The following is a 16,523-nucleotide window of genomic DNA, read 5'->3' on the forward strand; positions in this document are numbered from 1 at the left end:
GCCGGCCGGGTCAGGTGGTCGGCTGGGTGCTGGTCGTGACCTCGGGGCCGGCGTCGAGCAGACCGAGGCCGCGCAACCGCCGCAGGCCGCGGTGGCGCGCGACGCGCACGGCGACCGCGCTGATGCCCAACGCGCGGGACGTCGCCTCGACGTCGAGACCCACGACCTCCAGGCAGCCGATCACGTCGCGCTCGCGCGGGGGCAGCTGCGCCAGGACCTGTCGCACCCAGTCCTTCCCGACCAGGTAGGCCTCGGGCGCGTCGACGGGCTCGTGGGCCTCGTGGACGTCGTCCTCACCGACCGGGTCCGTGCGCCGCCGGTCGGTCTTGCGGCGCGCGTTCAGTCCGAGGTTGCGGGCGATGCCGAACAGCCAGCCCGCGAACTGCTCACCCGTCCCGGTGAACTCGTGGATCTTCGTCGCCGCCGTCAGCCACGCCTCGCTCGCGACGTCCTCGGCCGCCATCGCCGAGTCGCCGGAGGGTCGCACCTGGAGCCAGACCACGAGCCGGCCGCCGTGCTCGACGTACAGCTCGCGCCAGGCGTCCTGGTCACCGCGCTTCGCGCGCTCGATCAGCTCGTCGTCGGCGTCCAACCACGGTCCCCGTTGGTCGAGCCGCCCTTGCCGCCGTTGCCCTGCCCGTTGCCGCCACCCTGGTTGCCCGGGTCGTCCGGGGTCGCACCGCCCGCGTTGCCCGCGTTGCCGCTGCCGGGGCCGCCCTGGGCGTTCCCGCTCCCGTTCCCTGGGCTGCCGTCGTCGGGGGCGGGGTTGCCGGGATGCCCGCTGCCCTGGCCACCGCTGTTGCCCTGGCCGTTGTTCGCCGGGTTGCCCGTGCCGGGGCCCTGCCCGTTGGACTGGCCGCCGCCCTGTCCCTGGCCGAGGCCGGGGTTGCTGCCGGGGCCGTTCCCGTTCCCGTTCCCGTTCCCGTTCCCGTTCCCCGGTCCGTTTCCGGGGCCGTTTCCGGAGCCGTTGCCGAGCCCGGGCGGGGTGACCGAGGTGGGGACGGGGGAGGGCAGCGTGCCGGACTGGCCCGGCGCGTCGCCGGACTGGCCGGGTGCCTCGGGTGCGCCGCCCCCGTCCGACGACGACGCGGCGGCAGAGGGTGAGCGGGAGGGCCGGGTGCTCGGCCCACCGTCGCCGCCGGAGCGCGTGTCATCGGGCTCGGACGCGCCGGACCCGTCGGGGACGCCCGGCACGTCGCTCGGTGCCTCGCTCGGGACGTGGGTCGGCGCCTGGGTCGGGGGAGGGGCCTCGGGGGCCGACCGTTGCTGCTCGACCACCGCGGCGATGGCGGCGCCGCTGCCCGCGAGCGCGAGGACGGTGCCCGCCACGACGCTCGTGCGGATCCACGGGGACCGACCGGCGGGTGCGGCCGCGGGTGCCGACGCGGCGGCGAGGTTCGCGAGACGGGTCATGAAGGCGTCGTCGGGCTCGACCGCCGGCGGGTCCACCCGCAGCCGGTCCGTCCTGGGTCGTGCCATGCGCCGCCTCCGTCCAGGTCGAACGGTAGCGCCCGAACGCGCCACCGTGCGGAGCCCCTGCGCCCTGCATGGCGCGACAGGCGCGGTGCTCCACCGCTTCTTGTCGCGAGCCCTGTCCGGCGTTACAACCACCGCATGTCGACGACCGGGTCGTCATGTGACGTCCGCGGGTGGCGGAGCGGAGGACGCTAGGGTCCGGCCGTGCATCCAGTCGCGCGCCTGATGAACCGGGTCGTCCACGCCGGGTGGCGGTGGGTGGACCGGGCGGGGGAGATCGTGCCGGGGACGCGCGCGGCGGAGGAGTTCGGCTCGTTTGGGGCGGGGTCGTGCATCGACTTCCCGCCCGCGACGATCCTCAACCCGTCCTCGATCCACCTCGGCGCGGGGACGCTGGTCGGGCGCCAGGTGACGCTGTCGGTGGGCTGGGGCGTGGGGGAGCAGGTGCTGCCGCCGCGGGGGCTGGTCATCGGCGACCGGTGCATCCTCGGCGCGCGGACGAGCATCACGGCCCACGAGTCGGTCGAGATGGGCGACGACGTGTTCTGCGGGCAGGGCGTGTTCATCACGGACGCCAGCCACGGCTACCAGGTGCCGGACCGGCCTGTCGGCGCGCAGTTCGGGCCGTCCGACCCGGTGGTCGTCGGCGCCGGCTCGTGGATCGGGCACCACGCGGTGCTGCTGCCCGGGACCCGGCTGGGCCGCAACGTGGTGGTGGCGGCCGGGTCGATCGTGCGCGGGGTCGTCGAGGACCACGCGGTGGTGGCAGGCAACCCGGCGCGAGTGGTGCGGCGCTACGAGGCGGGGGTCGGCTGGGTCGGGTCGCGCGGCGACGTACGCCCCGAGCTGGCCGACGACCTCGACTTCCTCGACCCGGCAGTCACCGGCTGAGCGACGCCGGACCGGAGGTCAGGTCGCGGCGGGCGGCTCGTCGAAGGTGTTGACCATGAACTGCGCGGCGTGGGTGACGTACTCCCAGAACTGCGCGTCCTGCTCGGGCGTCAGGTCGACGGAGTCGAGGCCGGCGCGGAAGTGCTTGAGCCAGTGATCCTTCGACTCCGGCGTCACCTGGAACGGCGCGTGCCGCATGCGCAGGCGGGGGTGGCCGCGGTTCTCGGAGTACGTCGTCGGGCCGCCCCAGTACTGCACGAGGAAGAGCAGGAACCGCTCCTCGGCCGGGCCGAGGTCCTCCTCGGGGTACATCGGCCGCAGCACCTCGTCGGTCGCCACGCCCTCGTAGAACCTCGCGACGATCCGTCGGAACGTCTCGAAGCCGCCGATCTCCTCGTAGAACGTGGTCACGCGTCCATTCTGCCGACGCCCGTCCAGCCCGTTGAATCCGCGTGCCAGACTCGCGGACGACCAGACCTCAAGCCGCACCAAGCACAGGAGTGATCGACGCATGGCAACGACGCGTACCGCGCAGACCACCTGGCAGGGCTCCCTCCAGGAGGGCTCCGGCTCCGTGGAGCTCCAGTCCTCCGGCGTGGGGACCTTCGACGTCTCCTGGCCCTCCCGAGCGGAGTCGGCCAACGGCAAGACCAGCCCTGAGGAGCTCATCGCCGCTTCGCACTCCTCGTGCTTCTCGATGGCGCTCTCCGCCGCGCTGTCCAAGGCCGGCACCCCGCCGACCACCCTCGAGACCAGCGCCGAGGTCGAGCTGACCCCGGGCACCGGCATCACCGGCATCAAGCTGACCGTCGTCGGCACGGTCGAGGGCGTCACCGAGGAGCAGTTCGTCGAGGCCGCCAACGGCGCCAAGGAGGGCTGCCCGGTCAGCCAGGCGCTCGCCGGCACGACCATCACGCTGGACGCCTCGCTCAAGGGCTGACCCAGCACCCGCCGTACCACGCACGACGGCCCGCCCGGATCGATCCGGGCGGGCCGTCGTCACGTCGTACGCCGTGCGGGTGCGGGCCGGGCTCAGGCGTCCTCGTCGGCGCTGCGGCCGCCGGCCCGGGAGTCCTCGCGGTGCCACACCACCCGCTGGGCGAAGGGGATCTCGATGCCCTCGTGGTCGAAGCGGGACTTGATCCGCTGCCGCAGCTCGCGGGCGACAGCCCAGTTCTCCAGCGGCACGGTCTTGACCATGATCCGCAGGTTGACCGAGTCCGCAGCGAGCATCTCGACGCCGGTCACCTCGGGCTCCTCGATGAGCAGGTGGCGGTAGTCCTCGTCCTCCCACATGCTCCGGCCGACCTCGGCCAGGACCTGCTTGGCCAGGGTGAGGTCGGTGTCGTAGGCGACGCCCACGTCGATGACGGCGCGCGACCAGTTCTGGCTGAGGTTGCCCACCCGGAGGACCTCCCCGTTGGGCACGTACCAGACGGTGCCGTCGAGCGACCGGAGCCGGGTGACCCGCAGCGAGACCGCCTCGACCGTGCCGATGGCGTCGCCCAGGTCGACGACGTCGCCGACGCCGTACTGGTCCTCGAAGATCATGAAGATCCCCGACAGGAAGTCCTTCACCAGCGACTGGGCGCCGAAGCCGAGCGCGACGCCGACGATGCCGGCGCTCGCGATGATCGGCGCGATGTTCACCCCCAGCTCCGAGAGCACCATCGTGCCGATGATCGCGACCAGGATGCCGGTGATGACGCTTCTGAGGAGATCACCCATCGTCTTTGCCCGCTGCACGCGACGCGTCTGCGTCGCGGCGTCGCGGGCGGCCACCACGTCCACGGCCCGGCCGCGGCGCGGGAGCCGGGTCAGCTTGTCGGGCAGCACGCCGTCCTCGGCGCTCGCGACGAGGCGGTCGACGAGCTTGTGCAGGACCCAGCGGACGACCAGGCCCAGGACCAGCAGGCCGGTGATCGCGAGCGGTTTGCCGATGATCACGTCGGCGACCTCGGCGACGGTGTCGTTGCCGAACCACCGCTTGGCGATGTCGCAGGTCTGCTCGCCTTCCTCGCAGGGGTCGGTGGCGGCAGAGAGCGCGGGAGACGCGGAGAACATGGGGGCCATGTCTAACAGGTCGCCCGGGGGCTGCCGAAGGGCTCGCGGCCCGGTGTGACCCATCCGACCGGACGCCGCTCGGGGTGCGTCGGGAGGTGCCGATACCCTGGCCCCGTGACCGCTTCGACCAGCCTCCTTCGTCGCGCCGCCGCCCTGCTCGCCGGCCTCCTCGTCGTCCTGACCTCCGGCGTCGTGCTGGCCGCTCCGGCCACCGCGGACGTGCCCGAGGGCTGGTCCGACCCGGACCCGGTGAGCACCCTCGAGGCGCTCCTCGTCCTGGGCGGCATCCCGCTGCTGCTCTTCGCGCTGATCTGGGCCGCCGTGTACCTCCCGGCGATCGCCCGCGGCGAGCGCGTCTCCGCCGGGTCCGCCACCGTCGAGGACCAGTGGATCGGCGGCCCGCGCAAGACGACCTCCGAGCTGGCCGGCCCCGACGGTGACCAGTCGCAGGCCGGTGGCGCCAGTGCCCGCTGGTGAGCTGCTGACCGAGGCCCAGCGGACCCGCCTCGACGAGGCGATCCGCGCGGCCGAGCGTCACTCGCGGGTCGAGTTCTCCGTCTTCCTCGGCAGGGCGGAGGGCGACCCGCGCGCGTTCGCCACCCAGCTGCACAACTCGCTGGTCGCACCGGCCCGCAGCATCCTGGTGCTCGTCGACCCCACCGCCCGGGCGCTGGAGATCGTCACCGGCGGGTGGGTACGCCGCACGCTCACCGACAAGGAGGTCGAGCTCGCGGCCCTGCACATGCAGCAGGCGTTCGCCGAGGACGACCTCGTCGGCGGCCTGGTCCGCGGCATCCACATGCTCGCCGACCACGCCCGCCCCGCGCAGACCCTGCACGCGTCCGAGGGCTGAGCCCCGCCGCCGGGGCGTCTCCCTGCGACCAGCGGAGACGCCGACGGCCGGTCTCCCCGGAGGGAGGCCGGCCGTCGGCCGCGTGCGACGAGCGGGTCAGGCGCGGGCGTCGCGCTCCTGGGCGGTGAGGGCCCGGGCGAGCTCGGCGCGGGCCTCGCCGACGTACCGCTGGGCTCCCTTGGGGGCCGTGTTGTCCGCGAGCCAGGTGTCCAGGCGGGCGACGGTCTCGGCCGAGGCCAGGAGCCGGGGGAAGCCGTGCTCGAGGACGACCGAGCCCTTGTGGAAGCCGAGGCGGTCGATGGCGGTCTCCGCGGCCTCGAGGTACTTCTCGAGGTACGGCGCCGCGACCTCGTCCTGGCCGGGCCGGAAGATCGACAGCACCATCTCGCGCGAGGTCTCGTTCGGCGTGGCGGGGTCCATGATCGCGGCCCAGCCGGCTTCCTTGGCCGCGGCGGTCGGCTGGGCGACCCGCGCGGCGGCGGCCTTCTCCCGACCGGCGCTGGTGGGGTCTCGCTCGAGCTCGGCGTCGATGTCGGCGTCGGCGAGGACGCCGAGGCGGGCCAGGTTGGTCACCAGCGCCCAGCGGAGGTCCTGGTCGACCGCGAGGCCCTCGACGGTGAACGACCCGTCGAGCAGGCCGCGCAGGTCGGCGACCGCCTGGTCGGAGTGCGCGGCGAGCGCGTAGGACCGGGCGAAGGTGAGCTGGTGGTCGCTGCCGGCCTCGGCTGCGAGCAGCAGCTCGCGCAGCCCGGACTCCCACTCGCCCTTGAGCGCGGCGCGACCGGCCGGGTCGGAGTAGAGCTCGACGGCCAGCGCGGTCGACGCGGGGATCCGCGTGACGCCCCAGGCGTCGGTCTCCTGGCCGATGTTGGCCAGCACGAGGCGTACCCAGTCGGTGGCGGCCATCTCGCCGTCGCGGGTCATGTCCCACGTGGCGGTCCACGCGACGGCTCGGGGCAGCGAGTCCTCGAGCTTCGACAGCCCGCCGATCACGGTCTGCAGCGACCGCTCGTCGAGACGGATCTTGGCGTAGGCGTGGTCCTCGTCGTTGAGCAGCAGCAGCGCCGGCTGCTCCACGCCGACGAGCTCCTCGATCGCGGTCGAGGCGCCCTCGACGTCGACCTCGACGTACTGCCGGCGGACCAGCCGGCCGTCGCGCTCGTCGTACAGGCCGATGCCCAGGCGGTGGCGGCGCAGGGTGGGCCAGTCCGGGTGCGCGGACTGCTCGACCGAGAACGACGTGTAGCGGCCCTGGTCGTCGAGCTCGAACCGCGGCGCGAGCGTGTTGACGCCGGCCGTCTGGAGCCACTCCTGCGCCCAGCCCTTGAGCTCGCGGCCCGAGGACTTCTCCAGCGCGGCGAGCAGGTCGGCGAAGGTCGCGTTCGAGAACTCGTGGTCCTTGAAGTACTGCCGCAGGCCGGCCACGAACGGGTCGAGACCCACCCAGGCGACCAGCTGCTTGAGCACCGAGGCGCCCTTGGCGTAGGTGATCATGTCGAAGTTGACCTCGACCGCGTGCAGGTCGACGTTGTCGGCCGCGATCGGGTGGGTGGAGGGCAGCTGGTCGGCGCGGTAGCCGGTCTGCTTGCGGGCGTTCGCGAAACCGGTCCACGCGTCGTCGAACTCGGTGGCCTCGGCCTCGCACCAGTAGCAGGCCCACTCGGCGAACGACTCGTTGAGCCAGAGGTCGTCCCACCACTTCATGGTCACGAGGTCGCCGAACCACATGTGCGCCATCTCGTGGGTGATGACGGACGTGCGGAACTCGTAGAACGACCGCGGCTGGCGGCTGCGCGGGAGGTACTCGTCGCGCAGCGTCACGCAGCCGGCGTTCTCCATCGCGCCCATGTTGTACTCCGGCACGTAGAGCTGGTCGTACTTGCCGAACGGGTAGGGGTAGTCGAACTTCTCCTCGAAGAACGCGAAGCTCTGCTTGGTGAGCTTCACCAGCTCCTCGGTGTCCATGTGCTCGACGAGCGACTGCCGGCAGTAGTGGCCCAGCGGGATCGAGCCGTGCTTGCCCTCGTAGACGTCGTGCTCGGCGTGGTACTCACCGGCGACGATCGCGGTGATGTACGTCGACATCGGCTTGGTCGGCTCGAACTCCCAGACCGCGGTGCCCTCCGCGAGCGGGCGCGGCTCGGGCGTGGGGGAGTTGGACACGACCGCCCAGTGCGCCGGCGCGGAGACGCGGAACGTGAACGGCGCCTTGAGGTCGGGCTGCTCGAAGGTGGTGAACACCCGCCGGGCGTCCGGCACCTCGAACTGCGAGTAGAGGTAGACCCGGTCGTCCGCGGGGTCGACGAAGCGGTGGAGGCCCTCGCCGGTGTGGGAGTAGGTGCAGTCGGCCCGGACGACCAGCGTGTTCGTCTCCTGCAGCCCGGTCAGGCTGATCCGGCTGTCGACGTACGCCGTGGCGGGGTCGAGGGTCTCGCCGTTGAGGGTGATCTCGTGCACGGTGGCGTCGACGAGGTCGGCGAACGTCTCCGCCCCCGGTTCGCGGCAGGTGAACTCGAGGGTGGTGGTCGAGCCGAAAGTGCTCGCATCGGTCGCGGTGGCGCCGGTGAGGTCCAGGTCGATGGTGTACGACGTGACGTCCAGGAGGGCGGCGCGGGTGGCGGCCTCGTCCCGGGTGAGGTTCGTTCCAGGCATGCGCCGCATCCTGCCACCGCACGGCCACCGCGCGCCGACGCGGCCCCGGCCGCCGCCTCTGGCGCCGTCCGCGCGGCGCGAGCCGCGAAAATTACACGATTGAAGTTATTCGGCGGCGTGTCGGTGCTTGACTTTCTGCCACTAGAGTCCCCCCGTGCCTCATCAGTCACAGCCGTCCCACGCGCCCCGAACCACCCGTTCCGCGCGCCCACTCGCGGCGGTCGTGCTGCTGCTCGGCACCGTCCTGGCCGGGCTGGTCGCGGTGCCCGTGGCGCCCGCCGGTGCCGCGTCGACGTACCTGTGCACCGGCTACAAGGCCTGCCGCGACGCGGGCTACCCCAACGGCGGCTACCAGGCCGTCAGCAAGCAGATGTTCTGGCGGATGTACGCCGGCCACAACTGCACCAACTACGTCGCCTACCGCCTCGTCTCCAGCGGGATGCCGAACGAGCGGCCGTGGAGCGGCAGCGGCAACGCCGAGAACTGGGGCCGCGCGATGTCGTCGATCACCGACGACGTCCCGGCGGTCGGCGCGGTCGCCTGGTGGAAGCAGAACACCGGCGGTGCCGGCTCGGCCGGCCACGTGGCGTACGTCGAGCAGGTCGTCTCCCCGACCGAGATCATCGTCTCCGAGGACAGCTGGGGCGGCGACTTCCACTGGCGCCGGATCACCAGGACCGGCACCAGCTGGCCCAGCGGCTTCATCCACTTCAACGACAAGGCGGTCGTCAACGACGCGCCGCCGGCGGTCGTCGGCACGCCCACCGTCGGACAGCCGGTCACCGCCGAGCCGGGCGCGTGGCAGCCGACCGCGACCTACCGCTACCAGTGGCTCGCCGGCGGCAAGGCGGTCGCGGGCGCGACGTCCGCGACCTTCACCCCGACGCCGGACCTCAAGGGCAAGCGGCTCGCGGTCAAGGTCACCGCCCAGCGCAAGGGGTACGCCGCCGCGTCGGCGACCTCGCCGACCGCGCCTGCGGTGGCGCCGGGCGTCCTCGAGCAGACCGCCGGGCCGGCGATCACCGGCACCGCCGAGGTCGACCAGACGCTGACCCTCGCGCAGCCGGCCTTCACGCCCGCGGCCGAGAAGCTCAAGATCGAGTGGCTGGCCGACGGGACGCCGATCGCGGGTGCGACCGGCGAGCAGCTGGTGCTGGGCCAGGAGCAGATCGGGACCGTCGTCTCGGCGCGCGTCACGGCGCGGGCGGCCGGCTACCAGAAGGTCGTCGCCGAGACCGCTCCTACCGGCCGGGTCATCGCCGGCACGATCGAGGTGCGCCGCGACTTCGGCGTCCGCGGTGTCCTGCGGACGGGTCGCACGCTGAAGGCGGTGGCCGGCACCTACACGCCGGCCGACGCGAAGGTCGAGCACACGTGGCTCCGCGACGGCACGCCCGTCGGGACCGGCACGACCTACGAGCTCACCCCGCAGGACGTCGGCCACGCGATGACGCTCCGCGTCGACCTCACCGCGCCGCACTTCCGCAGCGCGTCGACCACGGTCCGCCCCGACGGCCGGGTCGCGACGACGTCGAAGGTCGCGCTGCGCACCAACGGCAGGAAGGGCCGCGCGATCGTCGTCGTCGACGTCACGGCGCCCGGTGTCGCCGCGCCCGACGGCACGGTGAGGATCAAGGTGGCCAAGCGGATCGTCGAGGCGACGGTCACCGACGGTCGCGCCCGGGTGGTCGTCCGGAAGGTCAGGGCCGGCCGGCTGCCGGTCGTCGTGGTCTACCGCGGCACCGAGGTCATCCGCAGCAGCCGCGCCTCGGGCACCGTGACCGTGCGCTGACCTGCCCTGACCTGCCGGTCCGGTCACCGGCCGTTCGCCGAGCGGTCACCGGGCCGGCCGCCGGGTCTGCCACGATCCCTGCGTGCATCCTCGCGGCGCCCGCCCCACCCAGGTCGTCCCGCTTCGCGAGGCGACCCGCGCGTGGTTCCGCATCTCGTTGCAGACCTTCGGGGGCCCGGCGGGCCAGATCGCGGTGATGCAGCGCGAGCTCGTCGACGAGCGCCGGTGGCTGGGGGAGCGGCGGTTCCTGCACGCGCTGAGCTACTGCATGCTGCTGCCCGGCCCGGAGGCACAACAGCTGGCCGTCTACGCCGGATGGCTCCTCAACGGCTGGCTCGGCGGCCTGGTCGCGGGCGTGCTGTTCGTGCTGCCCGGCCTGGTGGCCCTGCTCGGGCTGTCCTGGCTCTACGTCGCCCAGGGCGACACCGTGGTGGTCACCGGCCTGTTCCTCGGCCTCGCGCCGGCAGTGGTCGCGGTCGTCCTGCAGGCGGTGCTGCGCATCGGCGGGCGGGCCCTGCGGCACCCGGCCCTCGTCGCGCTCGCCGTGGGGGCGTTCCTGTGCCTGGCCGTGCTCGACGTGCCGTTCCCCGCCGTCGTGCTGGGCGCCGGCCTCGTCGGCTGGCTCGTCGGCCGCCGCGTCCCGACGTTGGGCGCCCCGCCGGCGCCGGTCGCCTCCGACGCACCGCCGCCGCTGGTGCCGGACGACGCACTCCACCACGCGGCGCCGGGGTGGCGGCGCAACATCGTGGTGCTCGCGGTCGGCGTCGTCCTCTGGGTCACGCCCGTGGCCCTCGCCTGGGCGCTCGGTGACGGACGCAGCGTCTACACCGACCAGGGCGTCTTCTTCGGCGGCATGGCGCTGGTGACGTTCGGGGGCGCCTACGCGGTGCTGTCCTACGTCGCGGAGGCCGCCGTGGAGACCTACGGCTGGCTCGGGGCGGGCGAGATGGCCCGCGGGCTCGCGCTCGCCGAGTCGACGCCCGGGCCGCTGATCATGGTCGTGCAGTTCGTGGCCTTCCTGGGCGGTCATCGCGACCCCGGCGGGCTGGACCCGTGGCTCGGGGCGGTCGTCGCCTCGCTGCTGGTGGTGTGGGTGACGTTCCTGCCCAGCTTCCTGTTCATCTACCTCGGCGCGCCGTACGTCGAGCGGTTGCGCGGGAGCGCCGGCCTCACCGCCGCGCTGGCCGGCGTGACCGCCGCAGTCGTCGGCGTCATCGCGAACCTCGCGCTCTTCTTCGCCGTCCACACGCTCTTCTCCGACACCCGACGCGTGGGTCGGGACCACCTCGGCCTCGAGCTGCCCGTGTGGTCGTCGTGGTCGTGGCCGGCGGTGCTCGTCGCCGCCGTCGCGCTGGTGCTCGTGCTGCGGCTGCGGTGGTCGGTGCTGCGCACCCTCGGCGCGTGCGCACTCCTCGGGCTGGCACTGCACCTGGCGACGACCTGAGGAACAGCGGCTGGATCCCCGGTGTTGACTGCGGTCATGACGACCAACGCCGACTTCTGGTTCGACCCCGCCTGCCCGTTCGCGTGGATTACCTCGCGCTGGATCCTCGAGGTGGAGAAGGTCCGCGACATCTCCGTCACCTGGCACCTGATGTCGCTGGCCTACCTCAACCAGGACAAGGACATCCCCGAGGAGTACCGCGAGTTCCTGAAGACCGCGTGGCAGCCCGTGCGGGTCGTGATGGCCGCCGAGCAGGCCCACGGCAAGGAGGCGCTGCTGCCGCTCTACACCGCGCTCGGCACCCGCCGGCACAACCAGGAGCAGGACTTCACCCGCGAGGTCATCGAGTCCGCCCTGGATGAGGCCGGCCTGCCCACCTCGCTGGCCGACGCCATGGACGACTCGTCCTACGACGAGGCGATCAAGAAGTCCCACCACCTCGGCATGGACCAGGTCGGCGACGAGGTCGGCACCCCGACCATCGCCATCGAGGGCACCGCGTTCTTCGGCCCCGTGCTCTCCTCGATCCCCAAGGGCGAGGAGGCCGGCAAGGTCTGGGACGGCGCCGTCCTGCTCGCCGGCTACCCGCACTTCTTCGAGCTCAAGCGCTCGCGCAACGCCGAGCTCGACTTCAGCTGAGTCGGGCCACAGCAGCCAGCTTCGCCTCGATCGCGGCGCGGTGCTCGCGCCGCGCGGCCGCGCGAAGGTCGACGAGCATCGCCTCGAGGCGCGGCGGCACCTGGATGCTGTCCGCGCCCCAGTGGGCGACCTCGTCGACCGCGAGATCGAGGAGGTCGGCGAAGCGGTGGGGCCGCAGCTCGACCCTCGCCACGCCGTCCTCGTCGCCCTCGACACCCGCCGGGTCCGCGGCCGCTGCGGCGCGGCGCAGGAGGTCGTGCAGCTGGTCGACGACCTGGACCGCGGTGGTCGGGTCGTTGATGCCCGGGGACAGCGCGCGCTCGGCGATGTCGACCAGTCGCCGTACGCCGAACGAGACGTCCTGCTGCAGGGTGCGCTCGTGGCTGAGGTGCAGGTGCCGGCGGACCAGCCGCGACGTGTCGTCGTCCGCACCCGGGGTGGTGCCGCGCACGACCGCGAGCGGCGCACCACTGGGCACGAAGGTGCCCAGCGCGTGCAGCACGTCGACCCGCACGTCGTTCCTGCGGGCCACGTCGACCAACGGCGCCACGTCGACGAGGTCGAGGTGGCCCGAGTGCCCGGCGGTCACGACGTGCTCGCCGGGCAGGTGGCTCGCCGTCGGCTCGACGGGGTGGGCCGGTCTGCGGGCGAGGGTGCGCTCGAGCAGCGCCCGGGTCTCGGCGCCGGTCCGGCGGACGATCGTGCCGACGGCGATCGCCTCGGTGATGTGGTGGATGTAGGCCAGGAACATGGCGACGGCGGCCAGTACCAGCAGGTAGGAGACGGTCACGGCCAGCTGCGGCACGGTGCTCGTCTCGGTGTCCACGATGGAGCGCAGCACGGTGAGGGAGTAGAGGAAGGTCGCGGCGAAGACCCCCAGCGTGTGCTGGGTGACGCGGTCCTCCAGGAAGGTCCCGAGCACGCGCGGTGAGAACTGGCTCGCCGCCAGCTGCAGGACGACGATGGTGATCGAGAAGACCAGCGTGGTCACCGAGATCATGGCCCCGGCGATGCTGGAGAGCACGGTGCGGGCCCCCTCGGGGCCGCCGCCGAAGAGGATCGGCATCCAGGAGGCGACGTCCTCGTCGATCTCCGGCAGCACCAGCCCGAGCGCCACCGAGGCCAGGCACCACAGGGCGGGCACGACCCAGAACGGGGCGAACGCGGCGCGCAGCAACCGTCGGGCCGGGCGCACGTCCCGGACGCCCGGCAGGTGCGTTCGCATCAGCTCGACGCGGCGGCCGCGCCGCCCGCGGCCACGGCCGCCGTCATCGCGGCCGTCGAGGCGGCGATGGCGTCCTTGACCGCCTTCGCCGCCCAGTCACCGTCGGCGAGCGCCCTGGCCCGCTTGCGGACCTCGCCAACCGACATGCCCTGGTGCTCGACGCTCTTGTGGGCGCGGCCGAGCGCGTCGAGGAGAGCCACGAGGGCGCGCGTTCGGTCGTCCGGCTCGGCGCCGGAGACGAGCGCGGCGCTGAGGGCACGGCGTACCGCGTCCTCGTGGGTGGAGTCCACCGCCGGCCAGGTGGTCCGCGGGAACAGGCCGAGCACCTTGTCGCGGCGCGGCTCGACCATCCCGCGCCGCTCGAGGCTCGCGAGCAGGTCGTCCTTGACGCCCTTGCCGAGCCGGTTGACCAGGTCCTGTGCGCTCCGCTCCTTCTCGGCGACCGTCGCCAGCGCCGCCGCGAGCAGCGGGTCGGTCGGCGTCGTCGGGGTCGTGGCCCGCACCTTGGCCGAGTGCCAGAAACCGCGCTTCTCCTCGACCTCCACGGCGCCGCCGAGCGCCAGCTCGACCAGCAGCGCGCCGCCGAGGGCGGTCTGCAGGTAGGTGCTGGCGGCGAGCGTGCCCTTCTCGTCGTCGAGGAGCAGGAGCAGCAGGTCCTCCGCGATGAGCGTCATGCAGGTCACGCTAGCGCCGTCCGGGTCCCGCACCGGCGCAGGAGGAGGCGGGCCGCGGACCCTAGGATCGGACCCATGAGCCGAGTCCTGTCCGCCGTCGCCTGGCCGTACGCCAACGGCCCGCGCCACATCGGCCACGTGGCCGGTTTCGGCGTGCCCTCCGACGTCTTCAGCCGCTACATGCGGATGGCCGGGCACGACGTCCTCATGGTCTCCGGCACCGACGAGCACGGCACCCCGATCCTCATCGCCGCCGACGAGGCCGGGCTGTCGCCGCAGGAGCTCGCCGACCGCAACCACCGGATCATCGCCGAGGACCTCGCTGCGCTGGGCGTGTCGTACGACCTCTACACGCGCACCACCACGCGCAACCACCACGCGGTCGTGCAGGAGCTCTTCCTCGGCGTCCACCAGAACGGCTACTTCGTCGAGCAGACGACGTACGGCGCCATCTCGCCGTCGACCGGGCGCACCCTGCCCGACCGCTACATCGAGGGCACCTGCCCGATCTGCGGGTACGACGGTGCGCGCGGCGACCAGTGCGACAACTGCGGCAACCAGCTCGACCCGGCCGACCTGAAGAACCCCGTCTCGCGCATCAACGGCGAGACCCCGGAGTTCGTGGAGACCCAGCACTTCTTCCTCGACCTGCCCGCGCTGGCCGAGGCGCTGGGGGAGTGGCTCGACGAGCGCGAGGCGACCGGCCTGTGGCGGCCGAACGTCATCCGGTTCAGCCAGAACATCCTCAAGGAGATCCGTCCGCGCGCGATGACGCGCGACATCGACTGGGGCATCGCCGTCCCCCTCGAGGGCTGGCAGGACAACCCGACCAAGAAGCTCTACGTCTGGTTCGACGCCGTCATCGGCTACCTCTCCGCCTCCATCGAGTGGGCGCGCCGCCTCGGCGAGCCCGAGCGGTGGCGCGACTGGTGGAACGACCCCGAGGCGCTGTCGTACTACTTCATGGGCAAGGACAACATCACCTTCCACTCCCAGATCTGGCCGGCTGAGCTGCTGGCCTACGCGGGCAAGGGCAGCAAGGGTGGCGAGCCCCGGCAGTACGGCGAGCTCAACCTGCCGACCGAGGTCGTGTCCTCGGAGTTCCTGACGATGGAGGGCAAGAAGTTCTCCTCCTCCAAGCGGGTCGTCATCTACGTGCGCGACCTGCTCAGCCGCTACCAGCCCGACGCCTTCCGCTACTTCGTCGCCGCGGCGGGTCCGGAGAACCAGGACGCCGACTTCACCTGGTCGGAGTTCGTCAGGCGCACCAACGACGAGCTCGTCGCCGGCTGGGGCAACCTGGTCAACCGCACGGCCAACCTGATCGCGAAGAACTTCGGCGAGATCCCGGCCGCAGGCCCGCTCGCGCCGGAGGACGAGGCCGTGCTCGCCGTCGTGGAGGAGGCCTTCGGCACGGTCGGCGACCTCATCGGCCGGCACCGCCAGAAGCAGGCGATCGGCGAGGCGATGCGCGCGGTCGCCGAGGTCAACAAGTACGTCTCGGACTCCGAGCCCTGGAAGCTCAAGGGCGATGACCAGCGCGAGCGGCTCGCGACGATCCTGCACGTGATGGCGCAGTGCGTCGCCGACCTCAACCTGGTGCTCGCACCGTTCCTGCCGTTCTCCGCGAACCTCGTCGACCAGGCGCTCGGCGGTGCCGGGGACGTGGCGCCGATGCCGCGGCTGGAGGAGGTCGAGGACCTCGACGGCGGTGCGGGCTACCCGATCATCACCGGGGACTACTCCGCGACCCCGCGGTGGGAGCGGCGCCCCGTCGTCGCCGGCACCCCGGTCGCCAAGCCGACGCCGGTGTTCACCAAGCTCGACCCGTCCGTCGTGGACGAGGAGCTCGCCCGCCTCGCGGGCGAGTGAGGGGGTACCGGGCCGTCATGACGAGCGAACGCACCGACGAGGACGACCTGCGCACCGCGACGCAGCAGGCGGTCGACGCGACCGCGACGGCGTACACCGAGGACGCCTCGATCGACCTCGAGGACACTCTGCGCCGGGAGATGGCGCAGCGCGGCATGGCGCTGGACGACGACTCGTGGGTGCGCGAGGTCGCCCGCGCGGTCCGCTCGGGGCACCACGTGTCGTTCCAGCCGGCCCCGGCCGACGAGGAGCCCACCACGCCCGGCTCCCTCGGTGGGGACAACGGCGGCGCCTGACCCGCGCCCCGCCTCGCTGGTCGAGCAGCGAGCCGTGGCTGGCGTCGTCGGCCCCCGCCCCTAGGCTGCGGGGCATGACGGCGCAGATGTACCTGCCGACGTTCTACGTCAAGCAGAAGCTCGCGATGACCACCAACCGCTACGAGCTGTACGCCGCGAACCCGGACGGCTCGTTCGGGCAGCTGTACGGCCTGGCCGAGCAGAAGCGGCTGGCGTTCAAGGAGCAGGTGACGTTCTTCAGCGACGCCAGCAAGAGCCGCGCGGTCTTCGCGTTCAAGGCGCGCCGCAAGCTCGACCTCAACGCGGGCTACGACATCACCGACGAGACCGGCCAGCAGATCGGGTTCTTCCGCAAGGACTTCGGAGCCAGCCTGATGCGCTCGACGTTCCACGTGGAGGGCCCGGGCTACGCCGGCACCGGCCAGGAGCGGAGCCAGGCGGTGGCGCTCGTCCGGCGGTTCACCGACATCCCGTTCCTGCCGATCCACTTCGACTTCGTCGGCAGCGACGGGCAGCCGCTGCTGAGCGTCGAGCGGCAGGCCTCGATGCGCGACAAGTACACCGTGAACGTGCCCGACCAGCGCGTGGACTTCCGCGTCGCCGCGGCGATCGCGGTCGGCCTCGACGCGCTCATGCAGCGCTGAG

Annotated in this window: 17 protein-coding genes; 10 read left to right on the plus strand and 7 right to left on the minus strand. The window is 72.6% G+C overall.

The window, feature by feature from the left end:
• Positions 1–10: 10 nt before the first annotated feature.
• Both H7344_RS16730 and H7344_RS16735 read right to left on the minus strand, forming a co-directional pair.
• Complete coding sequence (locus H7344_RS16730) at positions 11–592, minus strand: RNA polymerase sigma factor (protein ID WP_186347142.1); 582 nt, start codon at positions 590–592, stop codon at positions 11–13.
• Entirely contained in the window at positions 571–1,479 is a 909-nt protein-coding gene (locus H7344_RS16735; protein ID WP_186347143.1) for a hypothetical protein, read from the minus strand. The genes H7344_RS16730 and H7344_RS16735 overlap by 22 nt, the downstream gene beginning before the upstream one ends.
• Before the next feature lie 201 nt (positions 1,480–1,680).
• Between H7344_RS16735 and H7344_RS16740 the strand changes: the two genes are divergently transcribed.
• On the plus strand, positions 1,681–2,367 hold the full coding sequence (locus H7344_RS16740) for an acyltransferase (protein WP_186347144.1): 687 nt from the start codon (positions 1,681–1,683) through the stop codon (positions 2,365–2,367).
• An 18-nt stretch (positions 2,368–2,385) separates the two neighbouring features.
• Here H7344_RS16740 and H7344_RS16745 read toward each other — a convergent pair whose 3' ends face one another.
• A complete protein-coding gene (locus tag H7344_RS16745; protein ID WP_229706878.1) occupies positions 2,386–2,778 on the minus strand; it encodes a globin in 393 nt (130 codons plus the stop codon).
• Positions 2,779–2,878: 100 nt separating this feature from the next.
• Between H7344_RS16745 and H7344_RS16750 the strand changes: the two genes are divergently transcribed.
• Positions 2,879–3,307 carry an OsmC family peroxiredoxin gene (locus H7344_RS16750; RefSeq protein WP_186347146.1) on the plus strand — a complete coding sequence of 143 codons (429 nt, stop codon included), beginning with the start codon at positions 2,879–2,881 and terminating at the stop codon, positions 3,305–3,307.
• Positions 3,308–3,399: 92 nt separating this feature from the next.
• Here the strand turns inward: H7344_RS16750 and H7344_RS16755 are convergent, their stop codons facing one another.
• Positions 3,400–4,431, minus strand: coding sequence for a mechanosensitive ion channel family protein (locus H7344_RS16755; protein WP_186347147.1), 1,032 nt, complete (start codon positions 4,429–4,431; stop codon positions 3,400–3,402).
• A 114-nt stretch (positions 4,432–4,545) separates the two neighbouring features.
• Here H7344_RS16755 and H7344_RS16760 point away from each other — a divergent pair, with 114 nt between their 5' ends.
• The gene (locus H7344_RS16760; RefSeq protein ID WP_186347148.1) at positions 4,546–4,908 is read left to right on the plus strand and encodes a hypothetical protein; all 363 of its coding nucleotides are present in this window, start codon (positions 4,546–4,548) and stop codon (positions 4,906–4,908) included.
• Entirely contained in the window at positions 4,886–5,284 is a 399-nt protein-coding gene (locus H7344_RS16765; RefSeq protein WP_222130795.1) for a DUF5130 family protein, read from the plus strand. The genes H7344_RS16760 and H7344_RS16765 overlap by 23 nt, the downstream gene beginning before the upstream one ends.
• A gap of 96 nt (positions 5,285–5,380) precedes the next feature.
• Here the strand turns inward: H7344_RS16765 and pepN are convergent, their stop codons facing one another.
• Positions 5,381–7,936, minus strand: coding sequence for an aminopeptidase N (gene pepN, locus H7344_RS16770; protein WP_186347149.1), 2,556 nt, complete (start codon positions 7,934–7,936; stop codon positions 5,381–5,383).
• A 154-nt stretch (positions 7,937–8,090) separates the two neighbouring features.
• Here pepN and H7344_RS16775 point away from each other — a divergent pair, with 154 nt between their 5' ends.
• The 3 genes from H7344_RS16775 to H7344_RS16785 all read left to right on the plus strand — a co-directional run bounded on the left by H7344_RS16775 (position 8,091) and on the right by H7344_RS16785 (position 11,811).
• Positions 8,091–9,728, plus strand: coding sequence for a CHAP domain-containing protein (locus H7344_RS16775; protein WP_186347150.1), 1,638 nt, complete (start codon positions 8,091–8,093; stop codon positions 9,726–9,728).
• An 82-nt stretch (positions 9,729–9,810) separates the two neighbouring features.
• The gene (gene chrA / locus H7344_RS16780; protein WP_186347151.1) at positions 9,811–11,172 is read left to right on the plus strand and encodes a chromate efflux transporter; all 1,362 of its coding nucleotides are present in this window, start codon (positions 9,811–9,813) and stop codon (positions 11,170–11,172) included.
• Between the two features lie 36 nt (positions 11,173–11,208).
• A complete protein-coding gene (locus H7344_RS16785) occupies positions 11,209–11,811 on the plus strand; it encodes a mycothiol-dependent nitroreductase Rv2466c family protein (protein WP_186347152.1) in 603 nt (200 codons plus the stop codon).
• Here the strand turns inward: H7344_RS16785 and H7344_RS16790 are convergent.
• On the minus strand, positions 11,804–13,036 hold the full coding sequence (locus H7344_RS16790; protein ID WP_186347153.1) for a DUF2254 domain-containing protein: 1,233 nt from the start codon (positions 13,034–13,036) through the stop codon (positions 11,804–11,806). The genes H7344_RS16785 and H7344_RS16790 overlap by 8 nt on opposite strands.
• A complete protein-coding gene (locus tag H7344_RS16795; RefSeq protein ID WP_186347154.1) occupies positions 13,036–13,710 on the minus strand; it encodes a GOLPH3/VPS74 family protein in 675 nt (224 codons plus the stop codon). Before H7344_RS16795 ends, H7344_RS16790 begins: the two co-directional genes overlap by 1 nt.
• Positions 13,711–13,785: 75 nt before the next feature.
• On the opposite strand from H7344_RS16795, the gene metG reads away from it, so the two are divergent.
• The 3 genes from metG to H7344_RS16810 all read left to right on the plus strand — a co-directional run bounded on the left by metG (position 13,786) and on the right by H7344_RS16810 (position 16,522).
• Positions 13,786–15,582 (plus strand): methionine--tRNA ligase, encoded by a 1,797-nt coding sequence (gene metG, locus H7344_RS16800; protein ID WP_186347155.1) that lies wholly within the window; start codon positions 13,786–13,788, stop codon positions 15,580–15,582.
• A gap of 17 nt (positions 15,583–15,599) precedes the next feature.
• Positions 15,600–15,878: a hypothetical protein gene (locus tag H7344_RS16805; RefSeq protein WP_186347156.1), complete on the plus strand. Its 279-nt coding sequence runs from the start codon at positions 15,600–15,602 to the stop codon at positions 15,876–15,878.
• 74 nt (positions 15,879–15,952) lie between these two features.
• A complete protein-coding gene (locus tag H7344_RS16810) occupies positions 15,953–16,522 on the plus strand; it encodes an LURP-one-related/scramblase family protein (RefSeq protein ID WP_166189456.1) in 570 nt (189 codons plus the stop codon).
• The last annotated feature ends 1 nt before the right edge of the window (position 16,523 follow it).

The sequence above is a fragment of the Nocardioides deserti genome (assembly GCF_014266025.1).
Lineage (GTDB): Bacteria > Actinomycetota > Actinomycetes > Propionibacteriales > Nocardioidaceae > Nocardioides > Nocardioides deserti.